This window comes from Anaerolineales bacterium, assembly GCA_015075625.1.
Classification (GTDB): domain Bacteria; phylum Chloroflexota; class Anaerolineae; order Aggregatilineales; family UBA2796; genus UBA2796.
In genome coordinates, this window is sequence record JABTTZ010000002.1 from 741589 (window position 1) to 766418 (window position 24830).

17 protein-coding genes are annotated in these 24830 nt (G+C 57.1%); 9 read left to right on the forward strand and 8 right to left on the reverse strand.

Annotated elements, in window-relative coordinates; all coding sequences use genetic code 11:
• Window positions 1–58 precede the first annotated feature (58 nt).
• Both HS103_11895 and HS103_11900 read left to right on the forward strand, forming a co-directional pair.
• Window positions 59–1426 carry a multidrug transporter gene (locus HS103_11895; GenBank protein MBE7513498.1) on the forward strand — a complete coding sequence of 456 codons (1368 nt, stop codon included), beginning with the start codon at window positions 59–61 and terminating at the stop codon, window positions 1424–1426.
• A 15-nt stretch (window positions 1427–1441) separates the two neighbouring features.
• Window positions 1442–1906, forward strand: coding sequence for a DUF1801 domain-containing protein (locus HS103_11900; protein ID MBE7513499.1), 465 nt, complete (start codon window positions 1442–1444; stop codon window positions 1904–1906).
• Between the two features lie 18 nt (window positions 1907–1924).
• On the opposite strand, the gene HS103_11905 is transcribed toward HS103_11900, so the two are convergent.
• The 4 genes from HS103_11905 to HS103_11920 form a co-directional block, all read right to left on the reverse strand.
• The gene (locus HS103_11905) at window positions 1925–2761 is read right to left on the reverse strand and encodes a site-specific DNA-methyltransferase (GenBank protein MBE7513500.1); all 837 of its coding nucleotides are present in this window, start codon (window positions 2759–2761) and stop codon (window positions 1925–1927) included.
• Window positions 2762–2784: 23 nt separating this feature from the next.
• Window positions 2785–3198 (reverse strand): FixH family protein, encoded by a 414-nt coding sequence (locus HS103_11910; GenBank protein ID MBE7513501.1) that lies wholly within the window; start codon window positions 3196–3198, stop codon window positions 2785–2787.
• A gap of 5 nt (window positions 3199–3203) precedes the next feature.
• On the reverse strand, window positions 3204–5003 hold the full coding sequence (gene lepA / locus HS103_11915) for an elongation factor 4 (GenBank protein ID MBE7513502.1): 1800 nt from the start codon (window positions 5001–5003) through the stop codon (window positions 3204–3206).
• 105 nt (window positions 5004–5108) lie between these two features.
• Window positions 5109–6236, reverse strand: a complete 1128-nt coding sequence (locus tag HS103_11920; protein ID MBE7513503.1) for a nucleotidyltransferase family protein — start codon at window positions 6234–6236, stop codon at window positions 5109–5111.
• 68 nt (window positions 6237–6304) lie between these two features.
• On the opposite strand from HS103_11920, the gene HS103_11925 reads away from it, so the two are divergent.
• The 3 genes from HS103_11925 to HS103_11935 are packed head-to-tail and all read left to right on the forward strand — an operon-like array spanning window position 6305 to window position 11493.
• Window positions 6305–9958, forward strand: coding sequence for an AAA family ATPase (locus HS103_11925; GenBank protein MBE7513504.1), 3654 nt, complete (start codon window positions 6305–6307; stop codon window positions 9956–9958).
• A gap of 57 nt (window positions 9959–10015) precedes the next feature.
• Window positions 10016–10243 (forward strand): hypothetical protein, encoded by a 228-nt coding sequence (locus tag HS103_11930; protein MBE7513505.1) that lies wholly within the window; start codon window positions 10016–10018, stop codon window positions 10241–10243.
• Window positions 10240–11493, forward strand: coding sequence for a hypothetical protein (locus HS103_11935; GenBank protein ID MBE7513506.1), 1254 nt, complete (start codon window positions 10240–10242; stop codon window positions 11491–11493). The genes HS103_11930 and HS103_11935 overlap by 4 nt, the downstream gene beginning before the upstream one ends.
• A gap of 50 nt (window positions 11494–11543) precedes the next feature.
• Here the strand turns inward: HS103_11935 and HS103_11940 are convergent, their stop codons facing one another.
• Entirely contained in the window at window positions 11544–13691 is a 2148-nt protein-coding gene (locus HS103_11940) for an AAA family ATPase (protein ID MBE7513507.1), read from the reverse strand.
• Window positions 13666–14328, reverse strand: a complete 663-nt coding sequence (locus tag HS103_11945; GenBank protein MBE7513508.1) for a hypothetical protein — start codon at window positions 14326–14328, stop codon at window positions 13666–13668. Before HS103_11945 ends, HS103_11940 begins: the two co-directional genes overlap by 26 nt.
• A gap of 277 nt (window positions 14329–14605) precedes the next feature.
• Here HS103_11945 and HS103_11950 point away from each other — a divergent pair, with 277 nt between their 5' ends.
• A complete protein-coding gene (locus HS103_11950) occupies window positions 14606–19792 on the forward strand; it encodes a DNA translocase FtsK 4TM domain-containing protein (GenBank protein MBE7513509.1) in 5187 nt (1728 codons plus the stop codon).
• Window positions 19793–19842: 50 nt separating this feature from the next.
• On the opposite strand, the gene HS103_11955 is transcribed toward HS103_11950, so the two are convergent.
• Window positions 19843–20316 carry a DUF402 domain-containing protein gene (locus HS103_11955; GenBank protein ID MBE7513510.1) on the reverse strand — a complete coding sequence of 158 codons (474 nt, stop codon included), beginning with the start codon at window positions 20314–20316 and terminating at the stop codon, window positions 19843–19845.
• 80 nt (window positions 20317–20396) lie between these two features.
• On the opposite strand from HS103_11955, the gene HS103_11960 reads away from it, so the two are divergent.
• Window positions 20397–21908 (forward strand): protein kinase, encoded by a 1512-nt coding sequence (locus HS103_11960; GenBank protein ID MBE7513511.1) that lies wholly within the window; start codon window positions 20397–20399, stop codon window positions 21906–21908.
• 22 nt (window positions 21909–21930) lie between these two features.
• On the opposite strand, the gene HS103_11965 is transcribed toward HS103_11960, so the two are convergent.
• Window positions 21931–23049, reverse strand: coding sequence for a glycosyltransferase (locus HS103_11965; protein ID MBE7513512.1), 1119 nt, complete (start codon window positions 23047–23049; stop codon window positions 21931–21933).
• Window positions 23050–23186: 137 nt separating this feature from the next.
• Here HS103_11965 and HS103_11970 point away from each other — a divergent pair, with 137 nt between their 5' ends.
• The gene (locus tag HS103_11970) at window positions 23187–23993 is read left to right on the forward strand and encodes an alpha/beta hydrolase (protein MBE7513513.1); all 807 of its coding nucleotides are present in this window, start codon (window positions 23187–23189) and stop codon (window positions 23991–23993) included.
• Entirely contained in the window at window positions 23990–24829 is an 840-nt protein-coding gene (locus tag HS103_11975) for a hypothetical protein (protein ID MBE7513514.1), read from the forward strand. The genes HS103_11970 and HS103_11975 overlap by 4 nt, the downstream gene beginning before the upstream one ends.
• Window position 24830: the final 1 nt, after the last annotated feature.

Below are 24830 nucleotides of genomic sequence, written 5' to 3' on the forward strand. Positions count from 1 at the left end.
TTGGATATGCTATACAATACGGGAACAAACGCCGTCCGGCAAGGTGAGTAGTTGCACGATGAGTAAAATTAAGCGCTATGTCCTTCATGAGAGCGCCCATATCGCGCCCTTCAACCAGCCCGCCCGCGAACTAAACGTGCTGAACAAGCCAATTTGGTTGGCACAGCGAGATAACCTTGCCCCCTACTGCGAAGTCGAAGTCCCCATAGAGGCAATGAACGATCTCCCCACCACGCCAGAGGAGATCATCGTTTACCGTGATAACCTCTACTTTGACGCCGATTTCGTGAACGATTTTGTGGAAGCGGCGCGGAAAGCGGCTGTCCCCTGTCGGGTTGCCATCCGTTCTACCGAGACGGATCAAGCGTTTGCCACGTACTGCTTGCCGCTGGCGCGGAATCTTCAGGCAGTGAACAAGAAATCGGAAAATGGCATTGTGCGCAGCGGTCATACCCGCGAGGAGGTTGATTATTACCTCTTTGATCTGTGGTATTTCCCGCGAGGCTACCAGCCCGGCGCCCCGATTAGCCCGCTCCATATGAAGCTGGACTCCGAAGAAGTCGGATTTTATTCCGTTCCCGACTACATGAGCAATCGGGGTGATCTGACGCATTGGATGACGAAGCGGACAATCATCAGCGTGGAGCATTGGCTGCACCTGTTTTTCGCCAATGTTCCGATGGGGATTTTTTCCATCGGACATCGTTTTGAACACAAGCAAAAGAACAGCAATCTGTTCACCCTGAAGGTGTTGATGCGGGCGCTGATCGAGCAGACCCAACTTCTCTCCAGCGCGGAACTCGTCCATGTGGGGCGCAACTGCACGATCAACCCGACGGCGATTATTCAGGGTCCCGCTTTCATTGGGGATAACGTCACCATTGGGGCAGGGGTGGTCATCCAAAACTGTTATATCGGGAATAACGTCAACATCGATCAAGGCTCACAGCTTATGCTGAGCGTGATCGGAGACGGTTGTTTCATCCCCTTCCGGGCGTCGCTGTACCTCACCGTGCTGATGGAACACTGCATCGTTGCCCAGAATACCTGTTTGCAGATGTGTGTCATTGGGCGAGGGAGTTTCATCGGCGCGGGGTCAACCTTCACCGATTACAACCTGCTGCCAAAACCGCTGGAAGTGGAGGCGATGGATGGCACGCGAGAGCGCGTGGGACAGCCCGTGTTAGGGAGTTGCGTTGGGCATAACTGCCGCATTGGATCGGGGATGGTTGTTTACCCTGGACGGATGATTGAATCGGATGTAATTTTATTCGCCAAACCAGACCGGCGCATCGTGCGGAAAAATATCAGTTTCGAGGAAAGCGATCACCACGACCTACGCCCAGAGATCGCCCGTCTGCACAAACCAAAATACCCCCGCCTTGTGCAGGGGGAAGGGGAAGTGCCGTTCTTGGAGAGTTGGTAGAGAGGGGAACATCTTATGAAAAAAAACGACGCCACGCAGAACACCACCCCAAAGAGCAAGAAGGACAAGGGGTTCACCGCCGAAGAACGCGCCGCGATGAAAGAGCGTGCGAAGGAGCTAAAGTCACCCGCACGTGGGGGCAAAGCCGGCGCAGAAAGCGAGGTGCTGGCAAAAATTGCTGAGATGCCAGAACCAGATCGCACTCTCGCTGAGCGCCTCCATGTAATCATCAAAGCGAACGCACCAACGCTCTCCTCGAAACTCTGGTATGGGATGCCCGCCTATGCTAACAAGGACGGTGCGGTTGTTTGCTTCTTCCAAAGCGCCCTGAAGTTCAACACGCGGTACGCGACGCTCGGCTTCAGCGACAAGGCAAACCTCGATGAAGGTGATCTGTGGTCGGTTGCCTTCGCGCTGAAGGCGTTGAACGCCGCTGAGGAGACAAAAATCGCCGCACTGGTGAAGAAGGCGGTCAGTTGAGGGCTGAACTTAGCCTTATCAACATTTTAAAGCCTGTCCCCAGATTTCAGCGAGACCTTCGGTGTGCTGGTAACTCTCGTAAAGTTTGTTTATCGCATCGGCAGGGCGCAGGGAATTCAACCGCTCATGGATGAGGGCAGTATTTTCAGGATCAAGTTCAACGCCAAGCGCCCGTCGCCCAAGCTGTTTTGCCGCGATAAGGGTTGTCCCTGTTCCAGCGAAGGGATCAAAGACGAGATCACCCACCTTGCTAGAGGACAGGATAAGGCATACCAAGAGGGCGAGGGGCGCTTGCTGTTTGTGGAAACGCTCTCCGTTTGGGCGGCGGATTGCCTCATCGCCAGCAAAATAGCCTGAGGTCAGTTCTCGAATATCATCCCACACATCGGTAACGTACATGCCCGTTTCGCGCTCATATTTTTCGTTGGCAAGGCGCGGTGGGGCGATGCGCAAGCGATGAAAGACTCGTTTTTTGACGCCCTTTGTGGCATAGGCAATGACCTGATAGGCTTTGCCGTAACGTTCTGTAGAGGGGACAGGCGATGTTTTCTTCTTCCAAATGATCAGATTTTGAAGTGTCCAGCCCGCCTCTCGCAGACAGGCTAAAACGCGCTCTGTATTTTTCTCCCGCTGCATAAAGTAGACTGCTCCACCGGGCAATGTGTGTTGGTGGGTAAGCGAACACATCTCTGTCATCCAGCGCCAATAGGTTTTATCAGGTAGGTTGTCGTTATGCGCGGCGTAGTCTTTCCCCTGATTAAAGGGCGGATCAAGGAAGGTGAGCGCTAAATCAGAAGGCATCTCCTCACAACGGAGATAATCGAGGGAGTGTCCTTGAACCACAGTGATCGACATGCCCGTTCCTCCCTTCTCTCTCTCTAATTCGTCACGGTGAAGGTGAATCGTTCCGACGCCGTTCGCCCATCGGGGAGTTTCACGACGACATCGACAAACCAATCGCCGCCCATCGTCCACTCGAAGGGGACGTTATAAACCCCCTTAATTCCGCCGCTGAGGAAGCCGATCTCTTTCGCCATCCCCGCGTGGCTCATATCGCCGGTGATCGTCACGCTGCCTTCAGCAAGGGGCAGTCCGCCGGCGTCCGTCACGGTAACGACCATATCGACCTTGCCCACCGTCAGCGCTGAAGGGTGTAGCGTGATGCGCAGATCAACGCTTGGGGTGGGGGTGGGCTGTGCCGAGGTGCGACAGCCCGCGATGAAAAGATAGAACAGAAAGAGGATGATGCAGCGGACGCGCTGTGCCATCTCCACACGGGGAAGATAACCCATGATCGCTAATCTTCCTCGTCCAGTTTTAACACCGCCATGAACGCCTCTTGTGGCACTTCCACACTGCCGATCATCTTCAGGCGGCGCTTCCCTTTTTTCTGTTTTTCCAAGAGTTTTTTCTTGCGGGTGATGTCGCCGCCATAGCACTTTGCCAGAACGTCCTTGCGCTGCGCCTTCACATCGGCACGACTGATGATTTTCCCCCCGATTGCCGCCTGCAAGGGAATCACAAACTGCTGGCGCGGGATCAGTTCTTTCAACTTGGAGACCAAGCGCTGCCCCTTGTGTTGGGCGTCGTCACGGTGAACGATCATCGCCAACGCATCAACGGGGATGCTGTTGACAAGAATGTCCATCTTGACCAGTTTATCGGCATGGTAGCCCTCAAACTGGTAATCCAGACTGGCATAGCCTTTTGTCCCCGATTTCAGCCGATCATAAAAATCAACGATGAGTTCTGCCAGGGGGATCAGGTAGCTGACATTCACACGGGATTTATCGAGGTATTCCATGCTCAGGTATTTCCCTCGCCGCTTCGTAACGAGTTCCATCACCACCCCGATGTAGGTATCGGGCATGAACACATTGATTTTCATCCAAGGTTCAAGCACTTCGATGATATGGCTCTCATCGGGCATTTGTGCCGGACTATCGACATGCACCACGTCCCCATTGCGCAGTTTCACTTGATATTCCACACTGGGGGCGGTGACCAGAATATCGAGATCGTATTCCCGTTCCAGCCTCTCTTGGACAATATCCATGTGGAACAAGCCGAGGAATCCACAGCGAAAGCCAAAGTTCAAGGCTTGCGAATTTTCCGGTTCATAAACGAGCGCCGCATCGTTCAGTTGAAGGCGATCCAACGCTTCGCGCAGGGCGGGGTAATCTTCGGCATCCACCGGGTAGACCCCCGCAAAAACCATCGGCTTTGCCTGTGAATAGCCGGGCAGCCCTTCGGAGGCGGGTTGGTTTTTGAGGGTGATCGTATCCCCCACACGGCATTCGCGGACGGTTTTCAAGCCAGTGGCGATATAGCCCACTTCGCCCACACTCAGTTGGGTGAGCGGCTGCATTGTGGGGCTAAACGCGCCAAACTCGACCGCCTCATACTCAACCCCCGTCGCAATCATCCGCAGCGGTTGGCGGGTTTTCAAGGTTCCGCTAAAGACACGAACATAGGCAATCACGCCCTTGTAGCTGTCGTAGTGGCTGTCAAAGATCAGCGCTTGGAGCGGCGCATCGGGATCGCCCTTTGGGGGGGGGACGCGCTCCACGACGGCTTCGAGAATTTCCGCCACGTTCAGCCCCGTCTTGGCGCTGACCATGATCATCTTCTCTTTTTTAATGCCAAGCAGGTCTTCCAGTTCTTGGGCGATCTCATCTGGGCGGGCGGCGGGGAGGTCAATCTTGTTGATGACGGGGATGATCTCTAAATCCGCGTCAAGGGCAAGGTAGAGATTTGCCAATGTTTGCGCTTCAATGCCCTGACTGGCGTCCACGACCAGCAGCGCCCCCTCACAGGATTTCAGCGCACGGCTGACCTCGTAGGTGAAATCGACATGACCGGGGGTGTCGATCAGGTTCATAATATAGGCTTGCCCATTGCGGGCGGTGTAGTTCATGCGCACCGCCGAGGCTTTGATCGTCACCCCGCGCTCGCGTTCCAAGTCCATGCTGTCGAGGACTTGCGCTTGCATTTCGCGTTCGGAGATCGTCCCCGTAATTTGGAGAAGGCGATCTGCTAGGGTGCTTTTGCCGTGATCGATATGGGCAATGATGCAGAAATTCCGCAGATGATTCATGAAACATCTCAGTAGGGTACAGTTGCGAGTCTTCCCGATTATAGCGGAGGATGGGGGGATTGTGCAGGCTGAGTAAGACGGTGGGATACCTTGAGAAGGGCGGCACTAGCCGCGCCGCAACCGATAGCGCAGCCAGCGCCAAGCGATCCCCACCATGTGTTGCCAATAGCGCGGATACCCTTTGAACAGCGGCAGGTGATAGCGCTCTCGAATATAGCCCTGACGGGGGATGATTACCCGCAGCAAAAAGGCGACACGTGCCGCCCAGGAGAGCTTTCCTAAGCGCCGCGCCGTCCGTTCCACACCCTCTACGCCACTGATCAGCTTGCCTTGCCGCGCCCATTCCGACGCCGTTCGCTCGTTTTTCAAGGTGATAAAGATCGATTCGGGAAGGATCGTCCCAAAAGCCCTTTGTGTGTGCTGTAACGCCCGTTCAAGGGCATACGTCCACTCCAAGCGGGCTGCCCCCGCCGCTGCTGCTGTCCAATCGATGCCGCGTTCCACAAGCAGGTGAATGTCGAGCAAATGGCGTAAATCAAGCCCCTGTTCACGATCATGAAGGATCAGATGGGCAGCCAAATGCAGCAGCGATGCCTCCGGGTTGAAGATGGTGAAGCCGCCCATCTGTGCCGTCTGCATCCAGAACCACGCCAACCCATTCGCGCTCAGCAGGGCAGGATCATTTACCAACGTAAAGTGAATCTCTACCGAGAGTGTTCCATCGCTCAGTTGATAATGGTGCATGAGCGCCGCCACTGCCGCCTTATCGATGACCCCCAATGTCCCTTGCCCGCCCTCATAAAGATGAAAGCCTACCTCTTCCGCCGCCCTGAGCGCCCCTTCGATTGCCTCAAAAGGAACAAGTACATCGAGATCGATCATCGGGCGTAACGCAGGGTCGGGGTAAATTGTGAGACCAAGCGCCGCCCCTTTTAGCCAGATTGTGGGAATGGCTGCCGCCCGCAGCGCGGTTTCAAGGCGGTGTTGGGCGCGGCGCAAGGCAAGCGAACGGATTGTATGCGGCACGGCAGCAGCGGGGGCGGCGGCGAGCTCAGGCGTTTTCAGGATGTCAGGGGTGGTCGTTTTGACCGCCCAGACAAGCATCGGGAGCAGCCCCTCGCGTTCGGCGTGGGCAATCAACGCCCCCCAAAGGGAAGGGGGAATCTCGGCAGCGGTGCGCCGTTTGGTAATGAGTGCGGCGAGGATGGGGGAGAGTGATAATGGGTTGCTCATGAATCAGCAATCCTACCACGCCGTGTCCATGCTACAATCCCCACTGACTATGTGGGAGATGCCGCCCGATGACGACCACACCACTTGTATCAGCCGCTTCCTCAGGACTCATTGCCCGCCGCTATCGCCTTGATGCTCCCATCGGGCAAGGCGGGATGGGGACAGTTTTCCGAGCGCATGACCGTCTTACGGGGCGCTCTGTAGCGCTCAAGCGCGTCCTCCCTGATGGGGGGCAGGTTGGCAGCGATGCCAGCGAAACCGACCTTCGCGCTATCCTCGTCCGCGAATTTCAGACCCTCGCCGCGCTCCGCCACCCTAACATCATCAGCATTCTTGATTATGGCTTTGACGACGCCGGCGCTCCCTTCTTCACGATGGAACTTTTAGACGCCCCACAAACGCTGATCGCCTATGGGCGCGATCTCCCTGTCACCGGGAAGGTAGCCCTTTTGATCGATACGCTGCGGGCGTTGGTCTACCTTCATCGGCATGGAATCATCCACCGTGACCTAAAACCCGGGAATATCCTCGTCAGCGAAGGGCGCTTGCGTGTCTTGGATTTTGGGACTGCGGCGCACCGAGCAGATATTGAGGCGGGGGCAGGGACGCTTGCCTATATGTCGCCAGAGGTGCTGCGCGGCGGGGTGGCAAGCGCTGCCTCTGATCTCTACGCAGTGGGCGTGATCGCCTATGAACTGCTCACCGGGAAATTCCCCTTTGATACTGACAGCACTGCCCGTTTCGTCGATCAGGTTCTCTATTTGGGGGCTGACCTCTCGCCCCTTCCTGATAGTGCGCTGAAGGTTGAAGTGCTTACCGCCAAAAGCGTTGAAATTATCCCCTTCACAGACGATTCCCCTCCAGTGAGCAAGGATCGTCTGCGCACACCATCCTTGCGAGGGGTAGTTGGGCGGCTCTTGGCAAAGTCGCCTCAAGACCGTTATGCCGAGTCCCTGAGCGCGATCCTTGAGCTGTGCGAGGCGGCAGATTTGCCCTATCCAGAAGAAACAGCCGCCCACCGTGAGAGCTTTCTTCAGGCATCCCGCTTTGTGGGGCGGGAGGAAGAACGGCAAGCGCTGACAAATGCGGTCAACGACGCCCACGCTGGCAAAGGCGGTCTATGGCTGATTGGCGGCGAATCTGGCGTGGGAAAATCCCGCCTGATGAACGAGATACGGATCACCGCCGCAGCGCGGGGAATGTTGATCATGAGCGGGCAGGCGGTCAGCGAAGGGGTGATCCCTTACGGGCTGTGGCGAGAGGTAATCCGCCGGGTGGCACTCTACATTGATCTGACCGATCTTGAGGTGGCAATTTTATGCGCCATTGCTCCCGATTTGCCCTCCCTTTTAGGGCGGGAAATTTCCGCTGCGCCCCACACTGAAGGCAAAGCGGCGCAGGTGCGGCTTTTTGCCACGCTTACCGAAGCCTTTCGGCGCTTGCCCGGGACGGCGGTGATCCTTTTGGAGGATTTGCAATGGGCGGACAGTGGCAGCCTTGATCTGCTGACATGGCTAGGGGGCAGCCTTGCCAAAGAGTCGCTGCTCGTTGTCGGAAATTACCGCAACGATGAAACCCCGCAGCTGCCGGAGACACTCCGAGGGGGACATCCACAGGTCATTCACCTCCAACGCTTTAGCCCAGAGCATATCGAGACGTTGACGGCGTTCATGTTAGGCGAGGCGGGTCATGAGCCGGCGATTTTAGAGCTTTTGAACCGTGAGACAGAAGGGAACGCTTTCTTTCTTGTGGAGGTTGTCCGGGCGCTGGCAGAAGCAGCCGGACGGTTGGAGCGCGTCCGTGATATGACTTTGCCCGCGCATGTTTACGCGGGGGGGATTCGTCAGGTGGTAGCGCGGCGCTTGGAGCGCGTTGCCGAGGCGGATCGCCTCGTGCTGACCCTCGCCGCGCTGATTGGGCGAGGCATAGACGAGGAAGCGCTGCGCTGTGCGCATCCGACATGGGAAATTTGGGATGTTCAGGAATGGCTGCGCCGTTGTGCCGAGGCGGGTGTTCTTGATGTGGCAGAAGGGTGTTGGCGCTTCGCTCATGACAAGCTGCGGGAAGTCTGCCTTGAAACGATTCTCGCGGAAGACCGTCCGGCGCTCCATCTCCGCGCCGCTGATGGCTTGGAAAAGGCGCACGCGGTGAATCTAACACCCCATTACGCGGCGCTGGCGTACCACCTTCAAGAGGGGGGAGAACACATCCGCGCCCGCGAATTCTGGACGTTGGCGGGCGATACCTCGGTGACCCAGTTTGCTCATGACGATGCCCTCAAATACTATGGCAATGCCTTGCGCCTGACCCCTGAAGACGATCACCGCATCCGCTATGACCTCCACCTAAAGCGCGTCAACATGAGTGTGCGCCGCAGCGCCATAGAGATTGTTGAGGCAATACTGCGCGATCTGGCGGGGGAAGCCGCCTATCTAGGCGATGCAGAACGCGCTACCACCGCCTTGAAAGCAGCGCAGCACGCCGGTTCGGTCAGTGATTACCCCACCGCCGAGGGGCGATCCCTTGATGCGATTCAGTTAGCACCCGATGATGATGGCTTGCAGATTGCCGCCCGAATCGTCCTCGGTGAGAGCTACCACCATCGGGGGCGTTATGAGGAGGCAGACGCTTGCTTTCAAGAGGGCTACACCATTGCCAAGCGGCGCGACTGGCTGAATGAACAGGCGCACTGCCTGAACAATCAGGGGGCATGGCGCTACGATGCTCAACGGATTAGCGAGGCGCTCCCCTTTTATGAGGAGGCACTCAGCGCCGCCCGCGCCGCCGGAGATTGGGCAACCCAATGTGACGCCCTCAACGGGATTGGCATGACGACAGCAAACCTTGATTTTGAACGGAGCTTAACGGCATTTGAGGGGGCGCTGGTACTGGCAAAACGCGCCTCGGATCGCCTTCGTATGGGGCGTGCCTACAACAACCTCGGAACGGTGTCCTCGCAACACGGCTTTCTAAGTCAGGAAATTCGCTATTCGCTGGATGCCGCCGATCTGCAACGGAGCATTGGGAACAAGCGTGGCGAGTCGATCTCGCTCTATAACCTCGGTATGGCGATGCTCGATGTGGGGCGCAATGAGCTAGGGCGTCTGTATGCTAACCATGCTATCGCCATTTCCCGCGAGATTGGTGAGCGGACGTTGGAGGCATTTTTCCTTGCCGAAGGGGCGTATAGCGATTACTGTGAGGGGGACTATGAAACGGCGCTCACCAGTTTGGGAGAAGCGATCCAGCTTGCCCGTGAATTGAACGCCAGCGGCACACTAGCCGGGGCGCTCTCCCTGAGTGGGCGCGTGTTGTTGGCGCTTAAGCGCTATGACGAAGTGTTCCCTTACGTTGAAGAGGTGAGCGCCATTGAACGAGATAGAAACATGGGAGCGAATGATTTTGCCTTTCTGGTGCGCCTTCTCGCCTTAGAGGGGCAAGAGCAGAGCGATCAGGTGCGCCCCGCCCTGACGGAACTCTATGAACGGTTGAAGGCGATGGAGTTCAGTCCGGGCTACAAGGGGGCGTGGGCGCTGCTGGAAGGCGGCAAGCTGCTCACCCGCTGCGGCGACCCTCGTGCCGCTGACGTGATCAGCCACGCGGCGGAAAAACTGAAAGAACGTCTCGCCAAGATTGAAGAAGATGATCTCCGCCGCGATTACTTGAAGATTCCCGTTCATGTGGAAATTCTCACCCTTGCTGGTCAGGCGCTGGCGTCATAGCCTTCGGAGGGCTGTGGTAGAATCACCACAGTGCAAATATACAAAGGACACGCGACCATGTATTCAACACGCTGTACAAGCTGTGGTCAGTTGATCCAGATGAAGACGGAAGAAATCCAAGCGGCAATCAGCGAGGCAGAGGCGGCGGGACACACCACCTACCAAATGCCTTGCCCAAAATGCCGCCGTCCGGTGAAGATGACGGTGAAGGCGCTCAAATTGAAGCTGCCCCGCGCCGTGCCGGAATCCCTTGATGGGCGAGGGGATGGGCAAGACGAAGCGTGAGGCGCTACGCCAGCCATGCCCTCCATGTGATCCTCACCGAGGGAGGGGCGCTCAGCCGCGCGGATGGTGCGGCTGAACGTCTCCACCGCATTCAGGTGATCGATGCCATTCTAAAGACCCTTGAGTCCGATGCGCGGCTGACGCACTTCACCCTCATTGGCGGCACACGCCGACTGGAAGATTACCTTACCCTTCGCCCCGAACACTTCCCCCTGATCGAGATGGCGATTCGGCAGCGGCGTTTGATCCTGAATCCGGTGCTGCTCATGCCAACGGCGACCTTCAGCCCAGAGATGCTGATTCGGACGCTTCTTTTGGGCGGACAAAGCGCCGCTGCCTTCGGACGGTTTCACCCCGCCTTGATCCTCTCGGCGCTGCCGTCTGAACTCCCCCAGATTGCAGCGGGCTTTGGACAATCTACCCTTCTTATGCTCACCCCATCAGCGGACACCGCCACCATGTCGCCTGTATTCCCGCTCTTATCCCAACAGCAAGGCGATGATGGAACAGTCCTGATCGTGGCGAGGGCGCTTTCCCTCAACGCCCTGATCGGTGCGCGTGAACAGTGGACGGCGGGAGCGACCAGCCGCCACCTAGCGGCTGATCTGGCATGGGAAGAAGGTGTTTTAGATAGTTTGAACGCCACGATACCCACCAAGCCTGACGAGCGTTTCCTCAGCCATGCTCCCGCCTTTCTTCGCGCCATTCAGGGAGATACACAGTCGGAAGCGCTCGCACCGCTCGCCATCCCAAATCAGCCTCACACCTTCACTGAGGGCGAACGCCTCTTACGCGAGGTCATTGAACCCGCCGCTGTCCTCGCCCACTATGGTGCGTTACCAATGACTTTTCCCCGTCCGACGGCACTGATTCGCAGCTTGTGGACAGAGGTAATTCACGCTCATGTGGGAGACAGGTCGCCGCGCCTTGATATCGCCGCTTATGCCGCTGTCCTCGCCAGCGGGCGAGAGTCGCCTCTCAATGATGCCGTGCGGGTGGAGGGAGAAAAATTTCGGATCATGGCGGTGAAACCCGCCGAGGGCGGCGCAGGGTGGGTTGTGCGCGGGGTGAACGAGGGAGTAGAGCCAGCCTATGTCACGCTGACGCCCTTCCGCCCCTTTAGGCGTGTCGCTGTCTTGCGCATGGACGAGACGCCAACGGGCGGCGTGATGGGCGTGGAGAAAGACGGGGCGATCCGCTTCAAAGCTGCCCCCAAACGCATGTTGACCTTTGGGTTCGGGGACTCCTGAGCTATTTATGGTGAGTCGTCCCCCTCACGGAGCGGGACGGCTCACAAGCCCTAGAAAAACGTCCCTTCCCCGCTTGGGCGTTGGACAATCGCATTAGGCAGGAATTGAAGGGATTCTTCGCGTGCCGTCGCCAACAAAATCTGCACCTGATCGCCAAACTCATCATGAATGTTGACCAGATCGCGCATCATGGCGATTAGGTCGGCATTATCCACCTCGGCGGTGCCGGGGGTATCAATGATCAGAAAGCCCGGATGTTTCCCCAACCCTGCCCGCACTTGAATCAGCATCAGGGCAAGATGGAAGGCAACCTTGAATTTGACTCGTTCACTGCGGGCAAGATCGTTATGGGCGACATGAATTCCCCCTTGAACAAGCCGCACATAACGCTTTTCGTCAATGATCACCCGTTCCAGATCGGGCAAGCCGAAGTCTGTCGCCAATTGGACGACGAGGGCGGTCAGCGCGTTGTAGACGTTTTGGTACATCGAGTAAACAGATTCGTCGGCGATGCCGGCGGCGGTTTGTAGGATGACATGCCACAGCGCCGCCGTCTCTACCTCGCGTTGTTCGGCTTCCACATCGGCTTGGCTGCGCTGAAGTTGATCGAGACTGCCCTCAATCTGCCCCTTTCGCACGAGCAAATTGGCGTAAGAGGCGGTAAATCCTCGCCGCGCCTGATCAACGCTTGATTCCAACGCCTTTCCCAAGCGGGCGATTTCCTCTCGCTTGGCGTTGATCAGCGTCTCCCGCGAGGCGATATCCTCGGTAATCCGTTTCAGCGTTTTCTTCAGCGCCGAAATTTCCTCATCACGCTCTGCCAAAATGACCTTTACATCGCCGGTGGTGCGTGCTGCTTGAAGGGGTTGGTGGCAGACAAAACAGACGTGTTCATCGCGTTCCTTTGCCAACCGTTCGGGGGAATCAACCTGCGCCTCACAGTGGGGGCAGCGGACGATGGCGAGGCTGTTGATCAGGTAGCGAACCTCGCTTTGTTCCTTCAGGGCTATCTTTTCCCGTTCGGCGTCAAGGATGTCTCGTTCCGCCTCGGTCCGTTGGGTGTGCAACGCAGCAATTTCTTCCGTCAGGCGGTTTTGCTCGGCAAGAATGGATGCGCGGCGCTCTCGTGTGGCAACAAGGGCAGAATCATCCTCAACCGCCGTCGGCTCGTGCTGCATGATCTGAAGCGCCCCTTCAAGGTCGGCACGTTCTTGCTCCAAACGAAGGATTTGCTCAGCAATCCCCGCTTGTTTGCCGCTGACACGGGCGCGGGCGCGTCCAAACGCCTCTCGTGCAAAATCCGCCTGAACCTGAATCTCAGCGACAGCACGGGCATGATCAACGCCCAACATCATTTCCAAAATCTTGCGATCTTGGCGTCCGTAGCCCTTTTGCGGATCGATGATCAGATCGTCGTAGGAGTCGTCCTCAATTTGGATAGCATGGGCATAGGTGCGCCATGTTGTGCTGTGAGCGTGGAGGTCAGGATCGTCTTTTGCCGCGCCGTGTGCCGTCCAACGCAGCGAGGTGATCCCTAATTGGGTCATGAAGAAGGAATCAAGCGCATCGCGCATTTCATCACGGCTTTTGTAGCGCAAGACGGGCGGGGCAAAGCCAAGATCAATCTGATCAAGGTCATGATAGCCGCTGAACACCCCTCCGCTAATCAGTTCGCCGCTGCGGTTTACCCGACTGGTAAACTGCTCCCCGCCGATCCGAAAGCAGACAATAACATCGGTAATCCACCCCCGGATACGCTTTGATATGCCACTATCTGACCCCGTGAGCGCCCAGACAACGGCGTTCAAGATCGTGGATTTTCCCGATCCATTTTGCCCCACCCATGCCCACAATCCCGTGCTGAGATCGCGCTGGTAATCAAATTTGCGTGTGGCGCCGCTTTCTGTGCGGCGTTTTTCCCCCAAGATGCGCAATTTTTCGATCAGCAAGCGCCCTTTGGGTTCGGGGACGGCTTGGCGCAAATATTCATGAACGCCGGCATCTTGCAACACATCACGAATGATCTCCGGGGTGATGTGGGGATGGTCTTTGGCAAGCTGCCCTGCCGTCTCCGCCACCAACCGATCAAAGGTGAGCATCAGGGAGCGCACAGCGGGGAGAGCATCTGCCCCATGCACCCCATTCAGCCCGTTTGGTTTCGGGTTGGAACTGTTAGAACTGTTGGAACTGTTCGTCATAGCGTTTTTGAATCACCGAAATAAGGGGTGTGGAGGCGGCAGCTACAGGGGACATTCCCAGGTAGGGCATTGCCGCTAAATCATAGGAATCCAAGATATGCCAAAAATCACGCACGATCTGACACTGCTGATGATACCAAGCAAAACTAGGCGCTTCCGCCAAAATCTGGTGAGCGAGGGCGATGCCCCGCGTCTCTAGGACAATCTGGTGCGATCCGCCTTTCGTGAACGAGGGGCGATCACTGATCACCGCACGGCTGGCGAGGTTGCTTAGGATGAGGTTCATTTCCCCAGAAATCCCCCAGGGCTTGTAGGCTGTGCCGGGCAGGGCAACGCGGTGAACTTCGGCGTTTGCTGTCCTCAGCAGACCATCAAGGATACTTCGTAGGGCGTCTTGTTGGTCGCTGAGACGGGCAGGCTTGTATTTCAGCGCATCCAGCAGGGCAAGGGCAAGATGCCCAGGCTCGCGCACCCAAAAATCGAACCGTCCTAAGCGTGTGAAGGAATCAAACAAATAGGTTTCGCCGTCAAACAGCCCTTGTGAACGCTCACCACCGACATAAAGGACGAGGATGAGCCGCGCCGCATGGCGTTCATAAGCAAACGATTCAAGAGAACGATCAGGTAGTGAATCCATAGTTCGTGCTTACTGTGTGGCAGGGAACGCGCATTATACACGGGCGGGACGCTTTGGGAGAGAGGGAACTGCTCATGGCGATCAGAACAAATTTTCAAAAACACTCTAGTCACAGGCGCTCTGCCATGCTACAATAGGTCTTATGTGCAGCGCACACCCCAATTCATCCGTCTAATCCGTCGATCCCCACCGAAAGGGAGCGTTTCGGTGTACAATGTGTGCATCGTCGCCCACCCAACGTCGTTAGGACACGCCACATTGGAAAGGGAATTGTCTTATGTCGGGCAACCCATTCGGGACACGCAAAACAGACCCCGAAGATAAAGACAAAGAAGAAAAGTCTGGCGAGGAAAAATCGTCCTCGTCCCCCTTTGCCTCGAAATCGGGCAGCAGCCCGTTCAACAAGGGGAGTCTTCTGAACAAAATCGACGATAAAGACAAGAAGGACGACAAGCCCCCAGAACGCCCCGCCACAGGCACATTTAACAAGCCCTTTGGTGGCGGCAGCACGGGGAGTTTTGGAAAACCCGCCGAAAAACAAGAAGATAAGCCATCCTCTCCCTTTGGCGGGAACAAGCCAAGCTCCCCTTTTGGCGGCGGAGGCAACAAGTCCGAGTCAAAACCAACCGAGCGCCCCACCTCAGGGGGGTTCAACACGCCGAGCAAGCCGCCACAATCCGGCACGTTCAACACACCAAAGCCCGCCGGACAAACGGGGACGTTCAACAAACCGAGCAGCCCCTACGGTCAAAAAGACGATCCGCCTAAACGCGAGGAATCAAAGCCTGGCAGCGGTCTGCTTAACCGTTCGCCGTTTGGCGGGAACAAAGCAGACGACAAGAAATCCGAACCCGCTAAGAAGGATGATAAGCCTTCTGGCGGCGGGGGCTTTTTTAACCGCTCGGCATCTGGCGGGAGCAAGCCAGAAGAGAAGAAATCCGAGCCGTTCAAGAAGGATGATAAGCCTTCTGGCGGCGGGGGCTTTTTTAACCGCTCGGCATCTGGCGGGAGTAAACCAGAAGAGAAGAAATCCGAGCCGTTTAAGAAGGATGATAAGCCTTCTGGCGGTGGGGGCTTTTTTAACCGCTCGGCATCTGGCGGGAGCAAGCCAGAAGAGAAGAAATCCGAGCCGGTCAAGAAAGATGATAAACCTTCTGGTGGCGGCTTATTCGGGCGCTTTGGGGGAGGGAAAAAAGATGAGAAAAAGGATGAGAAGAGCGGGTTCAAAACAAGCGCCCCATCGCTAAAAACGCCCGTCCCCACACCGGGTGGAAAACCAGCCGAGAAAAAAGAAGAATCCCCCGCACGGGGGGGATTCTTCGGCGGCCTGACGAATCGCGGCAAAGCGCCCGAACCGGCCAAGAAAGACGACCCCAAAGCCACCGGAACGGCCTCAAAATTGCCCCCTTCTAGCAGCGGGAGCAGCAGTACCGGAAAATCATCGGCGGCGGCGTCCTCCATTGCCCCCAAAGCGCCAGCACTCTCCAATCTGATCAACCGTTTTCGGCGCGGCGGGGCAAAGCCCAACGAAGCGGCGACGGCGGCGGATCGCAAAGCGCTGATCGGTACGGCAAAAGGCAGCACCACCGCGCCCCAAGCACGTCTTGACAACAAACAGGCGAAACCGCTTGACAAAACAGGGACACAAGTCACTGTCCGGCGACGGGGATTATCGCTTGATCAGAAATTAGACGCTGTGGGCTACGCCATGATGGCGACAGCGGTGATCATCTTCTTTGGGTTGATTCAACCCCAAGATGGGACGATGCCTGATGTCTTGGCAAAGATCGCCGGAGGGTTGTTCGGCTATGCCCGCTATGTCATTCCGCTGCCACTTATGGCGGTGGGGGCGTGGCTGTTGGTGCGCCACTTCAAGGACAACCCTTTCCTCGAATTTGATCTGAAACAACTCACTGGGCTGATCGTCCTCTTTATAACGGTGGTGATCACTATCCATGCTGTCGTTTTGCTGAACACCGAGGTCTACTCGTGGGAGGAACTGGATCAGTCCTCTACCGCCCTTGTTGATGCGATGCAAGGCGGTGGATGGGTGGGGCATTTCCTATATGGGGCGCTCATCCGCATCGCCAGCGAATATGGGTTATGGGTTGTTTTGGCGGGATTCCTTGTGGGATCACTTATGGTCACCTTTGAGGTCTCTTTCAAGGAAATTTCCGACACCGTGAAGAATTCGGCGGTGATCTGGCGGCGGCGCTATCGCGGTATGGCAGATCGGCGGCGAGTGTGGGTGGAGAACCGTCGGGTGAAAACACACCTCCGCCAAAATGAACGGGCGGTTCGTCTTGCCGCCAAACAACAAGCACAGCAGCAAGCGCTGGTTGCTTCCCAAGCACAACTCCAAGCACAGCAAACTCAGCAGCAGGCGATTCCTGCTGCCGCATCGTTGGTGACAGCCGCCCCCAGCAGTGGGGCAACCGCCCGCCGCACAGCCACAGAAGGCACGGACGGAAAAACGGCAATCCCGAAGATTGCCCCAGCATTGGCAACGGCAGCAACCGCCGCCCGGTCTACAGGGACAGCGCCTGCCGTCCGCATGACGGGAAGCGCCCCGACTGTGGCAGACGAACCCCCACTGCCACCGCCTCTCAAGCCGACGCCTATTGGCGCACGCTCAAAGCCCGCACTCATAGAGCCAGACCTTGAGCCACCTATGCCAGCGGCGGTCAAGCCCACGCCCATGAGCGCTCCGATGGGGGCGAAATCAACGCCCTTTGGGAAGGCAAAAACTGCGGTGACCGATGAGACGGTAGCCACACCCTCTTTAGAAATGGCGAAGGTGGAACTGCCGACTGAGGTAGAAAAAACCGTTCCGGTGGTCGAATCGAAAGCCGAGGCAAAAGCGAACGAACCGCCTAAATCGGCTTTCGGCGGAAAGTTCGGGGCAGCCCCTGCCACTGGGGGGAAACCCTCTGGTCTATTCAGCAATGCCCCTACTACAGACGATAAGGCGGAAAAAAGCGCTGAGACACAATCTGCGTTGGAGACCACAGCCGCTCTGAACGAGGCAGCAAAGGTCGAATCAAAGCCTGCACCAGCAAGCGTTGGTAGACCGGGCGGCATGTTTGGAAAGCCCGCCGAGGCAAAACTATCCCCGAAAGAAGATTCCGCGGCAGTAAAGGCAGAGGCATCAGCCACCCCCACGCCGCCACCCACGTTGCCCACCGAGCGCCTTGCGGGTGTGGGGAAACCACCCCCCACGCCAGGGGAAAAACCAGCCTCGTCGCCCTTTGGGACGAAAGCGCCCTTTGGGGCAAAACCGGCAACAGGGGCATTTAATAAGCCAACTGAGAGCGCAGCCGATGCGCCCAAGACCGCAGCGCCGCCCACCACTCAGGCTGACGTGAAACCCGCCGAAAAGAGCGCGGGAAAAGGGGAGGAAAAGCACGCTCCGTTTGGGAAGCCGGCTGCCACCGCCAGTTCACCAGCGAGTTCCCCCTTTGGAGCAAAAGCGCCCTTCGGGAGCAAACCTGCCAGCGGAACATTCGGGAAGCCAGCGGAGGCATCTACCCCCGCGATGAACACCGTTCCGCCAGGCGAATCCTCCGCGGCAAAAGACGACGCACCACCAGCGGATATGAAACCGCCCACGCCAAAGCCTGGGGTTTTCCCAACACGCCAAACAGCAACGATCCCTTCCCCATTTGCCAAGCCTGCACCAAAACCGACGGGCGAGACGCCAAAGGTTGTGCCGCTCCCCGTTGATGAGGATGAGGACACCACCTACGAACCCTTTGACGATGTGGATGCTGCTGATGATGATCTCTATGATGAGGTCGATGATCTGCCCCCAGGGGGCGATAAACTTCAACCGCTTGTGATTGCCAACCCAAGCCCCATCCAAGCAGCGGCTGCCCCGCCCCCAACGCGCCGTACCAGCACCGCCGGATGGGATGTCCCCACCTATGCCGAACTTTTGGAAAGCGGCACACAGCAGCGCATTCAAGAGGAAGTGCTGCGCGGGCAGGCAAAATTGATCGAAGAAACCCTGAATGCTTTTGGCGCACCGGGGCGGGTGGTTGCCGTGAACCCCGGTCCGGTGATCACCCAGTTCGGTGTTGAGCCGGATTACCTGACCAGCCGGCAAGGAAAAAAGACCCGGATCAAAGTGAACGCCATCGCTAAACTGGATGCAGACCTCGCCCTTGCGCTGGCGGCACGCTCTATCCGTATTGAAGCGCCTGTGCCGGGGAAGGGCTATGTCGGCATCGAAGTCCCCAACCCCGAAGCCTCGCTCGTCGGTTTGCGAGATATTATGGCGTCGCAAGCCTTCAACAAAATCAATTCGCGGCTGCGGATTGCCCTCGGCAAAAGCATTGATGGCACACCCATCGTTGCTGACCTAACCCAAATGCCGCATATGCTGATTGCTGGAACAACCGGATCGGGAAAATCCGTCTGCGTAAATGCGGTGATCGCCAGTCTGCTAATCGAAAATGCGCCGGACGAACTGCAATTCATCATGGTCGATCCCAAGCGCGTTGAACTTACTGGTTACAACGGTATTCCCCATCTGATCTCCCCCGTCGTGGTCGATCTAGAACGGATCGTTGGCGTTCTGAAGTGGGTGACGCGGGAGATGGATGATCGCTACAAGCGCTTCTCGGCAATCAGCGCCCGAAATATCACCGATTACAACGGAAAGATCGACGCGGGCGAGCGGAAAATGCCCTACCTTGTGGTGATTATTGACGAACTGGCAGACCTGATGATGCTTGCCCCCGACGAAACAGAAAAGGTGCTGACGCGCTTGGCGCAAATGGCACGTGCGACGGGTATTCATCTGATTCTCTCCACACAGCGTCCGAGTGTGGATGTCGTCACGGGGTTGATCAAAGCAAACTTCCCAGCGCGTATTTCCTTTGCGGTGGCGTCTGGCGTCGATTCGCGTGTCATTTTGGATCAACCGGGGGCGGAAAAACTCTTGGGACGTGGCGATATGCTTTACCAAGCACCTGATGCCCCCGCCCCGCTGCGTGTTCAGGGCGTCTATGTCTCAGACAAAGAGATCAACCAAATCACCAAGTATTGGCGGGATGCGGCAACGGCGTTCAAAGGCGTCAAACCCTCCATCCCACTGACCAGTTTTGAGACGAATGACCGCGCTACCAGCGGGAATGGCGGCGGCGCGCCGCGCTTTGGCGGCGGCGCGTTCGGATCAGGAAACCCCTCCTCGCGTCCGGTGACAACGCCCACCGATAAGGCGTTCTTCAACGCTATCCGCGAACCGGAAGCGCCCGATGAGAGCGACCTGACCGATGTTGAGGAACACTACAAACAAGCGGTCACCCTGTTCAACGATACTCGAAAGATTTCCGTCTCCATCCTCCAACGGCGGCTGAAGATTGGCTTCAATCGGGCAATTAAGGTCATAGACCTGATGAAACAGCGCGGCGTCCTCGGCGTAAATGATCCCACAAGCGATGAACCAGAAGAAGGCAAGTAGCGACAGAGAGAAAAACGGGGGCAGAGGCTGCCCCCGTCCTCATATGACCATCAGCCGATGAGGACATCAAAGGGTGGGTCGCCGGCGGCGACGCGCTCTTGGATCGTCCGCACAGCGCCCCGCGCCGCTGCCCGCACCCCCTCCTCAAGGGGCAATGCCTCAAATTCATCCTCGTCAATCAGCCGCACATCGCCCGCCGCGCTGACCCACACATCAAGCGCCAAATCACGCCATGTCACTGCCGTTGGGGTGATTGTTGCCGGAAAAGTGATGTTGCAATACCAGCCTTTGATATGCCCATGCGTCACATCGTGAATCTCAAAGACGTTATACCAGCGATCCGTGTAAAACCATTCGATGAACCGATCCCCTTGCCGCCAAACAACATAACCATCGTCGCTCTCATGCCCATTGTAAATGGCTTCAACCTGACACCATGTTGCTCCCGCCGCCAAAAGCCGTCCTTCGTAGCGCCAACGTTCCTCACCACGATGATCCAATTTATAAATCGTGATCGGTAGCATCTTCCCTCAATTCTGGGTAAAGTTTCCGTGTATTCATTGTATTCATCGTTATTTTCTACACGAGTGCTGCGAGGACGCCGATGATCGGTCATACGTTGAACGAACGCTATCGTTTAGAGGAGGTCATCGGGGAGGGGGCAACCGCCACAGTCTACCGCGCTACAGATACACGTCTGCGGCGTACTGTCGCGGTGAAGATGCTGCTGCCGCATGTCCATAACAGCACTCGCCAGCGTTTTGAGCAAGAAGCGCTTGCCTCGGCACAGTTGAACCATCCGGGCATCATGCTCATTTACGATGTGGGGCGAGATCGTGATTCTCACTACCTCGTTGTTGAACTCGTTCAAGGTCACCCCCTGTATGAGTATATCCCGGCACAGCCAGATGTGATTGCTCGCCTCGGCTATCATATCTGCCTCGCCCTTGATTACGCCCACCGCGCCGGATTCATTCATCGGGACATCAAGCCCGCCAACATTTATGTGACGGGCGAAGAATCAATCAAACTGATGGACTTTGGCTTGGCAATTCCCGTTGATGGGGGGGTGAAGCGCGTCACCGCAATGGGATCGATCATTGGGACGCCCGCCTACCTTTCCCCCGAACAGGCGCAAGGCAAACGGCTTGACCCACGCACCGACCTCTACTCGCTTGGTGTTGTCCTTTATGAAATGGCAACAGGTCAACTTCCCTTTGATTCCGAGGATATTTCAGCGATTCTGATTCAACAGGTGAACAAACAGCCCGTTCCCCCGCGTAATATTGCCCCGCACATCCCCTTGTGGTTGGACACGATCATCCTCAAGGCATTGGAAAAGCAGCCTGATAACCGCTTTGCTTCGGCAGCAATCATGGCGGCGGCACTTCAAGCGGGGCTGAGCGGCACGGTCCGTTCTACTGTCTCCAACGAAAGCCTGCCAAAACTTGTTGAACGTCCGCCGCAAATCAAAGCCGTCCTTGTGGATGATCATCCGTCTTTGCGTGCGCCACTCGCTGCCTACCTTGAACTATCCGGCGATATTACTGTCTTGGACGAAGGCAGCAACGGGCGAGAGGCGATCCAACTTGCCGAAAAGCATCAGCCGGATGTCTTGCTGCTGGATTTGAATATGCCTGTCATGGGTGGTTTGGATGCCCTGCCAGAGGTGAAGCGCGTCAGCCCTCGGACAAAAGTGTTGATTCTCACCGGACGGGACGAAACGCCCTATGTCATGCGGGCGCTGCGCAGCGGGGCAAACGGGTATATTCTAAAGACCTCTACCGAACAAGAGGTGGTCAACGCCGTGAAGGATGTTTTTAGCGGGACCACTGTTTTGGGCAAGGGCATTGCCGAGCGTCTTGTCGAAGGCTTGAAGGGCGGCGGGCTTGACCCGCTGACAAACGAGGAACATCAGGTGCTGCGTGCTATTGCTGCCGGTTTCGAGGAAAACGATCAGATTGCCGAGCGTTTGGCAATTCCCCCAGACAGCGTGCCGCGCCTGCTGAAGGGGATCATAGACAAGTTGGGGGTTAAGACGCGCTCTGAAGCGGCGCTTATGGCGCTGCGGGCGGGCTGGATGACGGTGGACGACATTCGGGATATGACCCGCTAGGGCGAGCCTTCGGCAGAGAGGCTCACCCCTCCAACAAGCCAACCAACGCCTGCATTCGCTGGTCATAGGTATGGTGAGTGAGGACGTGATCGCGGGCGGCGCGTGCCATACCTTCCCGTTCCGTCGGGTGGGCAAGGTAGTGCATTGCCAATTCGCGCAAATGCGCCGGATCGCGGTACATGACGAGGTGTTTTCCCGGTGTAAACCAGCGCGATATACCGGGGCGATCATCCGTAATTTGAAAGATGCCGCACGCTGCTGCCTCAAAAAGTCGCAAATTGCCCCCCCAACGCATAAACGTGCCATGAGGGTTCACCTGAATTTTTGAGCCACATAGGACGCGCAGCATCGTCTCCCCAAGTGCCTCGCCCCGATACTGATCGCGCAGCGACTGTGGTATCCCGTGAATACTCCAAATGCCAAGCCCCAAATCGCGCACGGCGTTCAGCGCCTCCACCCGATCTCCGTAAAGTCGATCAGGGACAAGCGTCCCCACGAATCCTAATTCACAGGCATAGCGCCCCTGTTCTTCGGGGGTCAATAGGTGTGGATGGTGAAACTCAGGATCACAGGCAGAGATGGGCAGCGCCTCCATCTTCTTGGCGCCAAGTTCCAGCCATTGAATCCCGTGATAGTAATCATTGACCAGAACCAGATCGTAAAGCGGCGCGGCAGCGCGTTCCATCGCATTGGAAAAGACCACCGGACTCACCCCGCTGAGGTAGACAATCTTCGTCCCCAAACGGCGGATCGCCGCCAACGTTTCGGTGTAAATGACGGTGTTCCCGCCGGAGAGCAAGAATGCCTCTGGGCGAAAACGGGCAACCTGATCGAGCAGGCGGCGGTTGCGGAGGCGATAATCGGGATTCAAGCGGGGAGCGTTGGCGTTCAGCGTCCCGCTCAGACGGGCGAAAAGGCGATTCCCTTTGAAGCGTTCCATGTGCATTCCGCCGCCAAAAAGAGCGGGGGTGTTCCGAATAAAGCCCGCCACTTCATGCCCCTGTGCGCGGAGTGCTTTTGCCCAAAAATAAGCCCCCTGTGAAGGCGGAAAGAGGGGATCGGGCGCATCAGGAGGAAGGGTAGCCCGAAAGGTGGCAAGTTCTTGGGGGTGATGTAAGGATGCGGCGAGTAGAAACTTCACGAATGTGCCTCACAGGTTTCAAGAACATCCCATAACGTGCAACAGTCCGCCGCGTCCTGAATAGAGAGCGGCGGTGGTTGGTGTTATAATCCTGAATACTGTGAGGAATCTTCTCTCACGTAGCCTAAAGGATTTTCATGACCGGAACACTACCAACCATCCCACTGCATTATACCGAACAGGGAAACGGATCGCCGCTTGTGCTGCTGCATGGTTTCCCTTTAAACAATCTGATTTGGGCGGAAACCGTCCGCACCCTCAGCGATCACTATCGGGTGATCACCCCCGATTTGCGTGGCTCTGGTAGCAGCCCCTTCACAGATCGCAGCATGTATCACATGGAAACACTTGCCGAGGATGTCCTTGCTCTGCTAGACAAACTGGGCATTGAAAAAGCCAGCATCATGGGACACAGCATGGGTGGCTATGTGACACTTGCCCTCTGGCGGCTTGCCCCCGAACGGTTCTTAAGCATGGGCTTGGTCAGCACACACGCTTGGGCGGATACTGATGAAGGGCGCAAAGGGCGTGAGGCGCTTGCCGAAAAAGTCTTTATGAATGGCTCGAAAGAAGCCGCCGATGCGATGATGCCCAAGATGTTTGCCCCAGAAACGCCCTCTGATGAATCATTCATTGAGTCTGTGCGGGCGATGATGGTGGCAACAAACCCGATTAGCGTGGTGGGGATGTTGCGGGGAATGGCGGCACGCCCCGATTCCAGCTCACTGTTACCCGATATAACTGTTCCCGTTGCCGTGCTGCACGGTGATCATGATGCGCTGATCCCCTTCCACCGTGCAGAAACGATGGCAGCTGCCATGCCCGATGCTGTCCTGTTTACCATTGAACAGGCTGGACATATGCCCATGCTGGAACAGCCCCAAGCCACAGCAGCCGCCATTCGTCATTTCTTAAGCAAGGCACTACCCGACACCCGCACATGACCGAAACACCCCCCCGCCGCCTAGCCGCACGCCCGAAAGGACTTTCCGCCAATATAGGGGCGACACTCACGCAGCCGATCAGCCTCTTTCGTTCCCTTGTCGAAGCACCGCAAAGGCAGTGGCTAACTATCGCCTTGATTGTGTTGATCCTCGTTGGTCTTGCCGCCGTGCGGTTTGATGCACGCCTACGAGAGAGTGCTGCTGGCGGGATAGCCACAGAGGGCGGCGTTCCCATCAGCCCAAGCGGTGGCGGCGGCGTTCCGCCACCCGGTGGTGGTGGTGGCGGCGTTCCGCCGCCCAGTGGCGGGGGTGGCGACCTCGGTGGGGGCGGAACAGCGCCCCCTACCACTGCAGATGTGGGGACGGTTTGGACAACGGCGCTGCTTGCCGGAACGCGCCTCGCCCTTATGTGGGGGGGAATGGCGATTCTCCTCAGCCTCGTCTCGCTCTTGCAAGGGCGTGCGCCGGATATGGCATTAAACCTTCATGTGGCAATCTGGTCAAGCCTCCCTCTCGGCGTGATGGCGCTCCTCCAGATCATTTACTATGGGATGGGGGGGGCGGTGGGCGGCGGCGGACTTCCGACTCTGATACAGGAATGGGCTGGCTTCCAGACCGCATCCCCTACAGGGCAGGCGCTGCTCCTTGCCGCGGCTGGACAGGTGACACTTTTTTGGCTGTGGTCGCTGCTCTTGCTCTATTTTGGAGCGCGACACTCCCTGAAAGGATCGGTATTCGCCGCTTTGGTGGTGACGCTTCTCTGGGCGGTTATCGTGATCGCCCTCCCCGTGATCAGCGGGGCGGTGAAAGCGCCCATCTCTGCGGCACTCCCGTAGT

Coding starts and splice junctions, on each gene's coding strand:
- HS103_11895 (MBE7513498.1), top strand. CDS start 59: ATGAGTAAAATTAAGCGCTATGTCCTTCATGAGAGCGCCCATATCGCG.
- HS103_11900 (MBE7513499.1), top strand. CDS start 1,442: ATGAAAAAAAACGACGCCACGCAGAACACCACCCCAAAGAGCAAGAAG.
- HS103_11905 (MBE7513500.1), bottom strand. CDS start 2,761: ATGTCGATCACTGTGGTTCAAGGACACTCCCTCGATTATCTCCGTTGT.
- HS103_11910 (MBE7513501.1), bottom strand. CDS start 3,198: ATGGGTTATCTTCCCCGTGTGGAGATGGCACAGCGCGTCCGCTGCATC.
- lepA (MBE7513502.1), bottom strand. CDS start 5,003: ATGAATCATCTGCGGAATTTCTGCATCATTGCCCATATCGATCACGGC.
- HS103_11920 (MBE7513503.1), bottom strand. CDS start 6,236: ATGAGCAACCCATTATCACTCTCCCCCATCCTCGCCGCACTCATTACC.
- HS103_11925 (MBE7513504.1), top strand. CDS start 6,305: ATGACGACCACACCACTTGTATCAGCCGCTTCCTCAGGACTCATTGCC.
- HS103_11930 (MBE7513505.1), top strand. CDS start 10,016: ATGTATTCAACACGCTGTACAAGCTGTGGTCAGTTGATCCAGATGAAG.
- HS103_11940 (MBE7513507.1), bottom strand. CDS start 13,691: ATGACGAACAGTTCCAACAGTTCTAACAGTTCCAACCCGAAACCAAAC.
- HS103_11945 (MBE7513508.1), bottom strand. CDS start 14,328: ATGGATTCACTACCTGATCGTTCTCTTGAATCGTTTGCTTATGAACGC.
- HS103_11950 (MBE7513509.1), top strand. CDS start 14,606: ATGTCGGGCAACCCATTCGGGACACGCAAAACAGACCCCGAAGATAAA.
- HS103_11955 (MBE7513510.1), bottom strand. CDS start 20,316: ATGCTACCGATCACGATTTATAAATTGGATCATCGTGGTGAGGAACGT.
- HS103_11960 (MBE7513511.1), top strand. CDS start 20,397: ATGATCGGTCATACGTTGAACGAACGCTATCGTTTAGAGGAGGTCATC.
- HS103_11970 (MBE7513513.1), top strand. CDS start 23,187: ATGACCGGAACACTACCAACCATCCCACTGCATTATACCGAACAGGGA.
- HS103_11975 (MBE7513514.1), top strand. CDS start 23,990: ATGACCGAAACACCCCCCCGCCGCCTAGCCGCACGCCCGAAAGGACTT.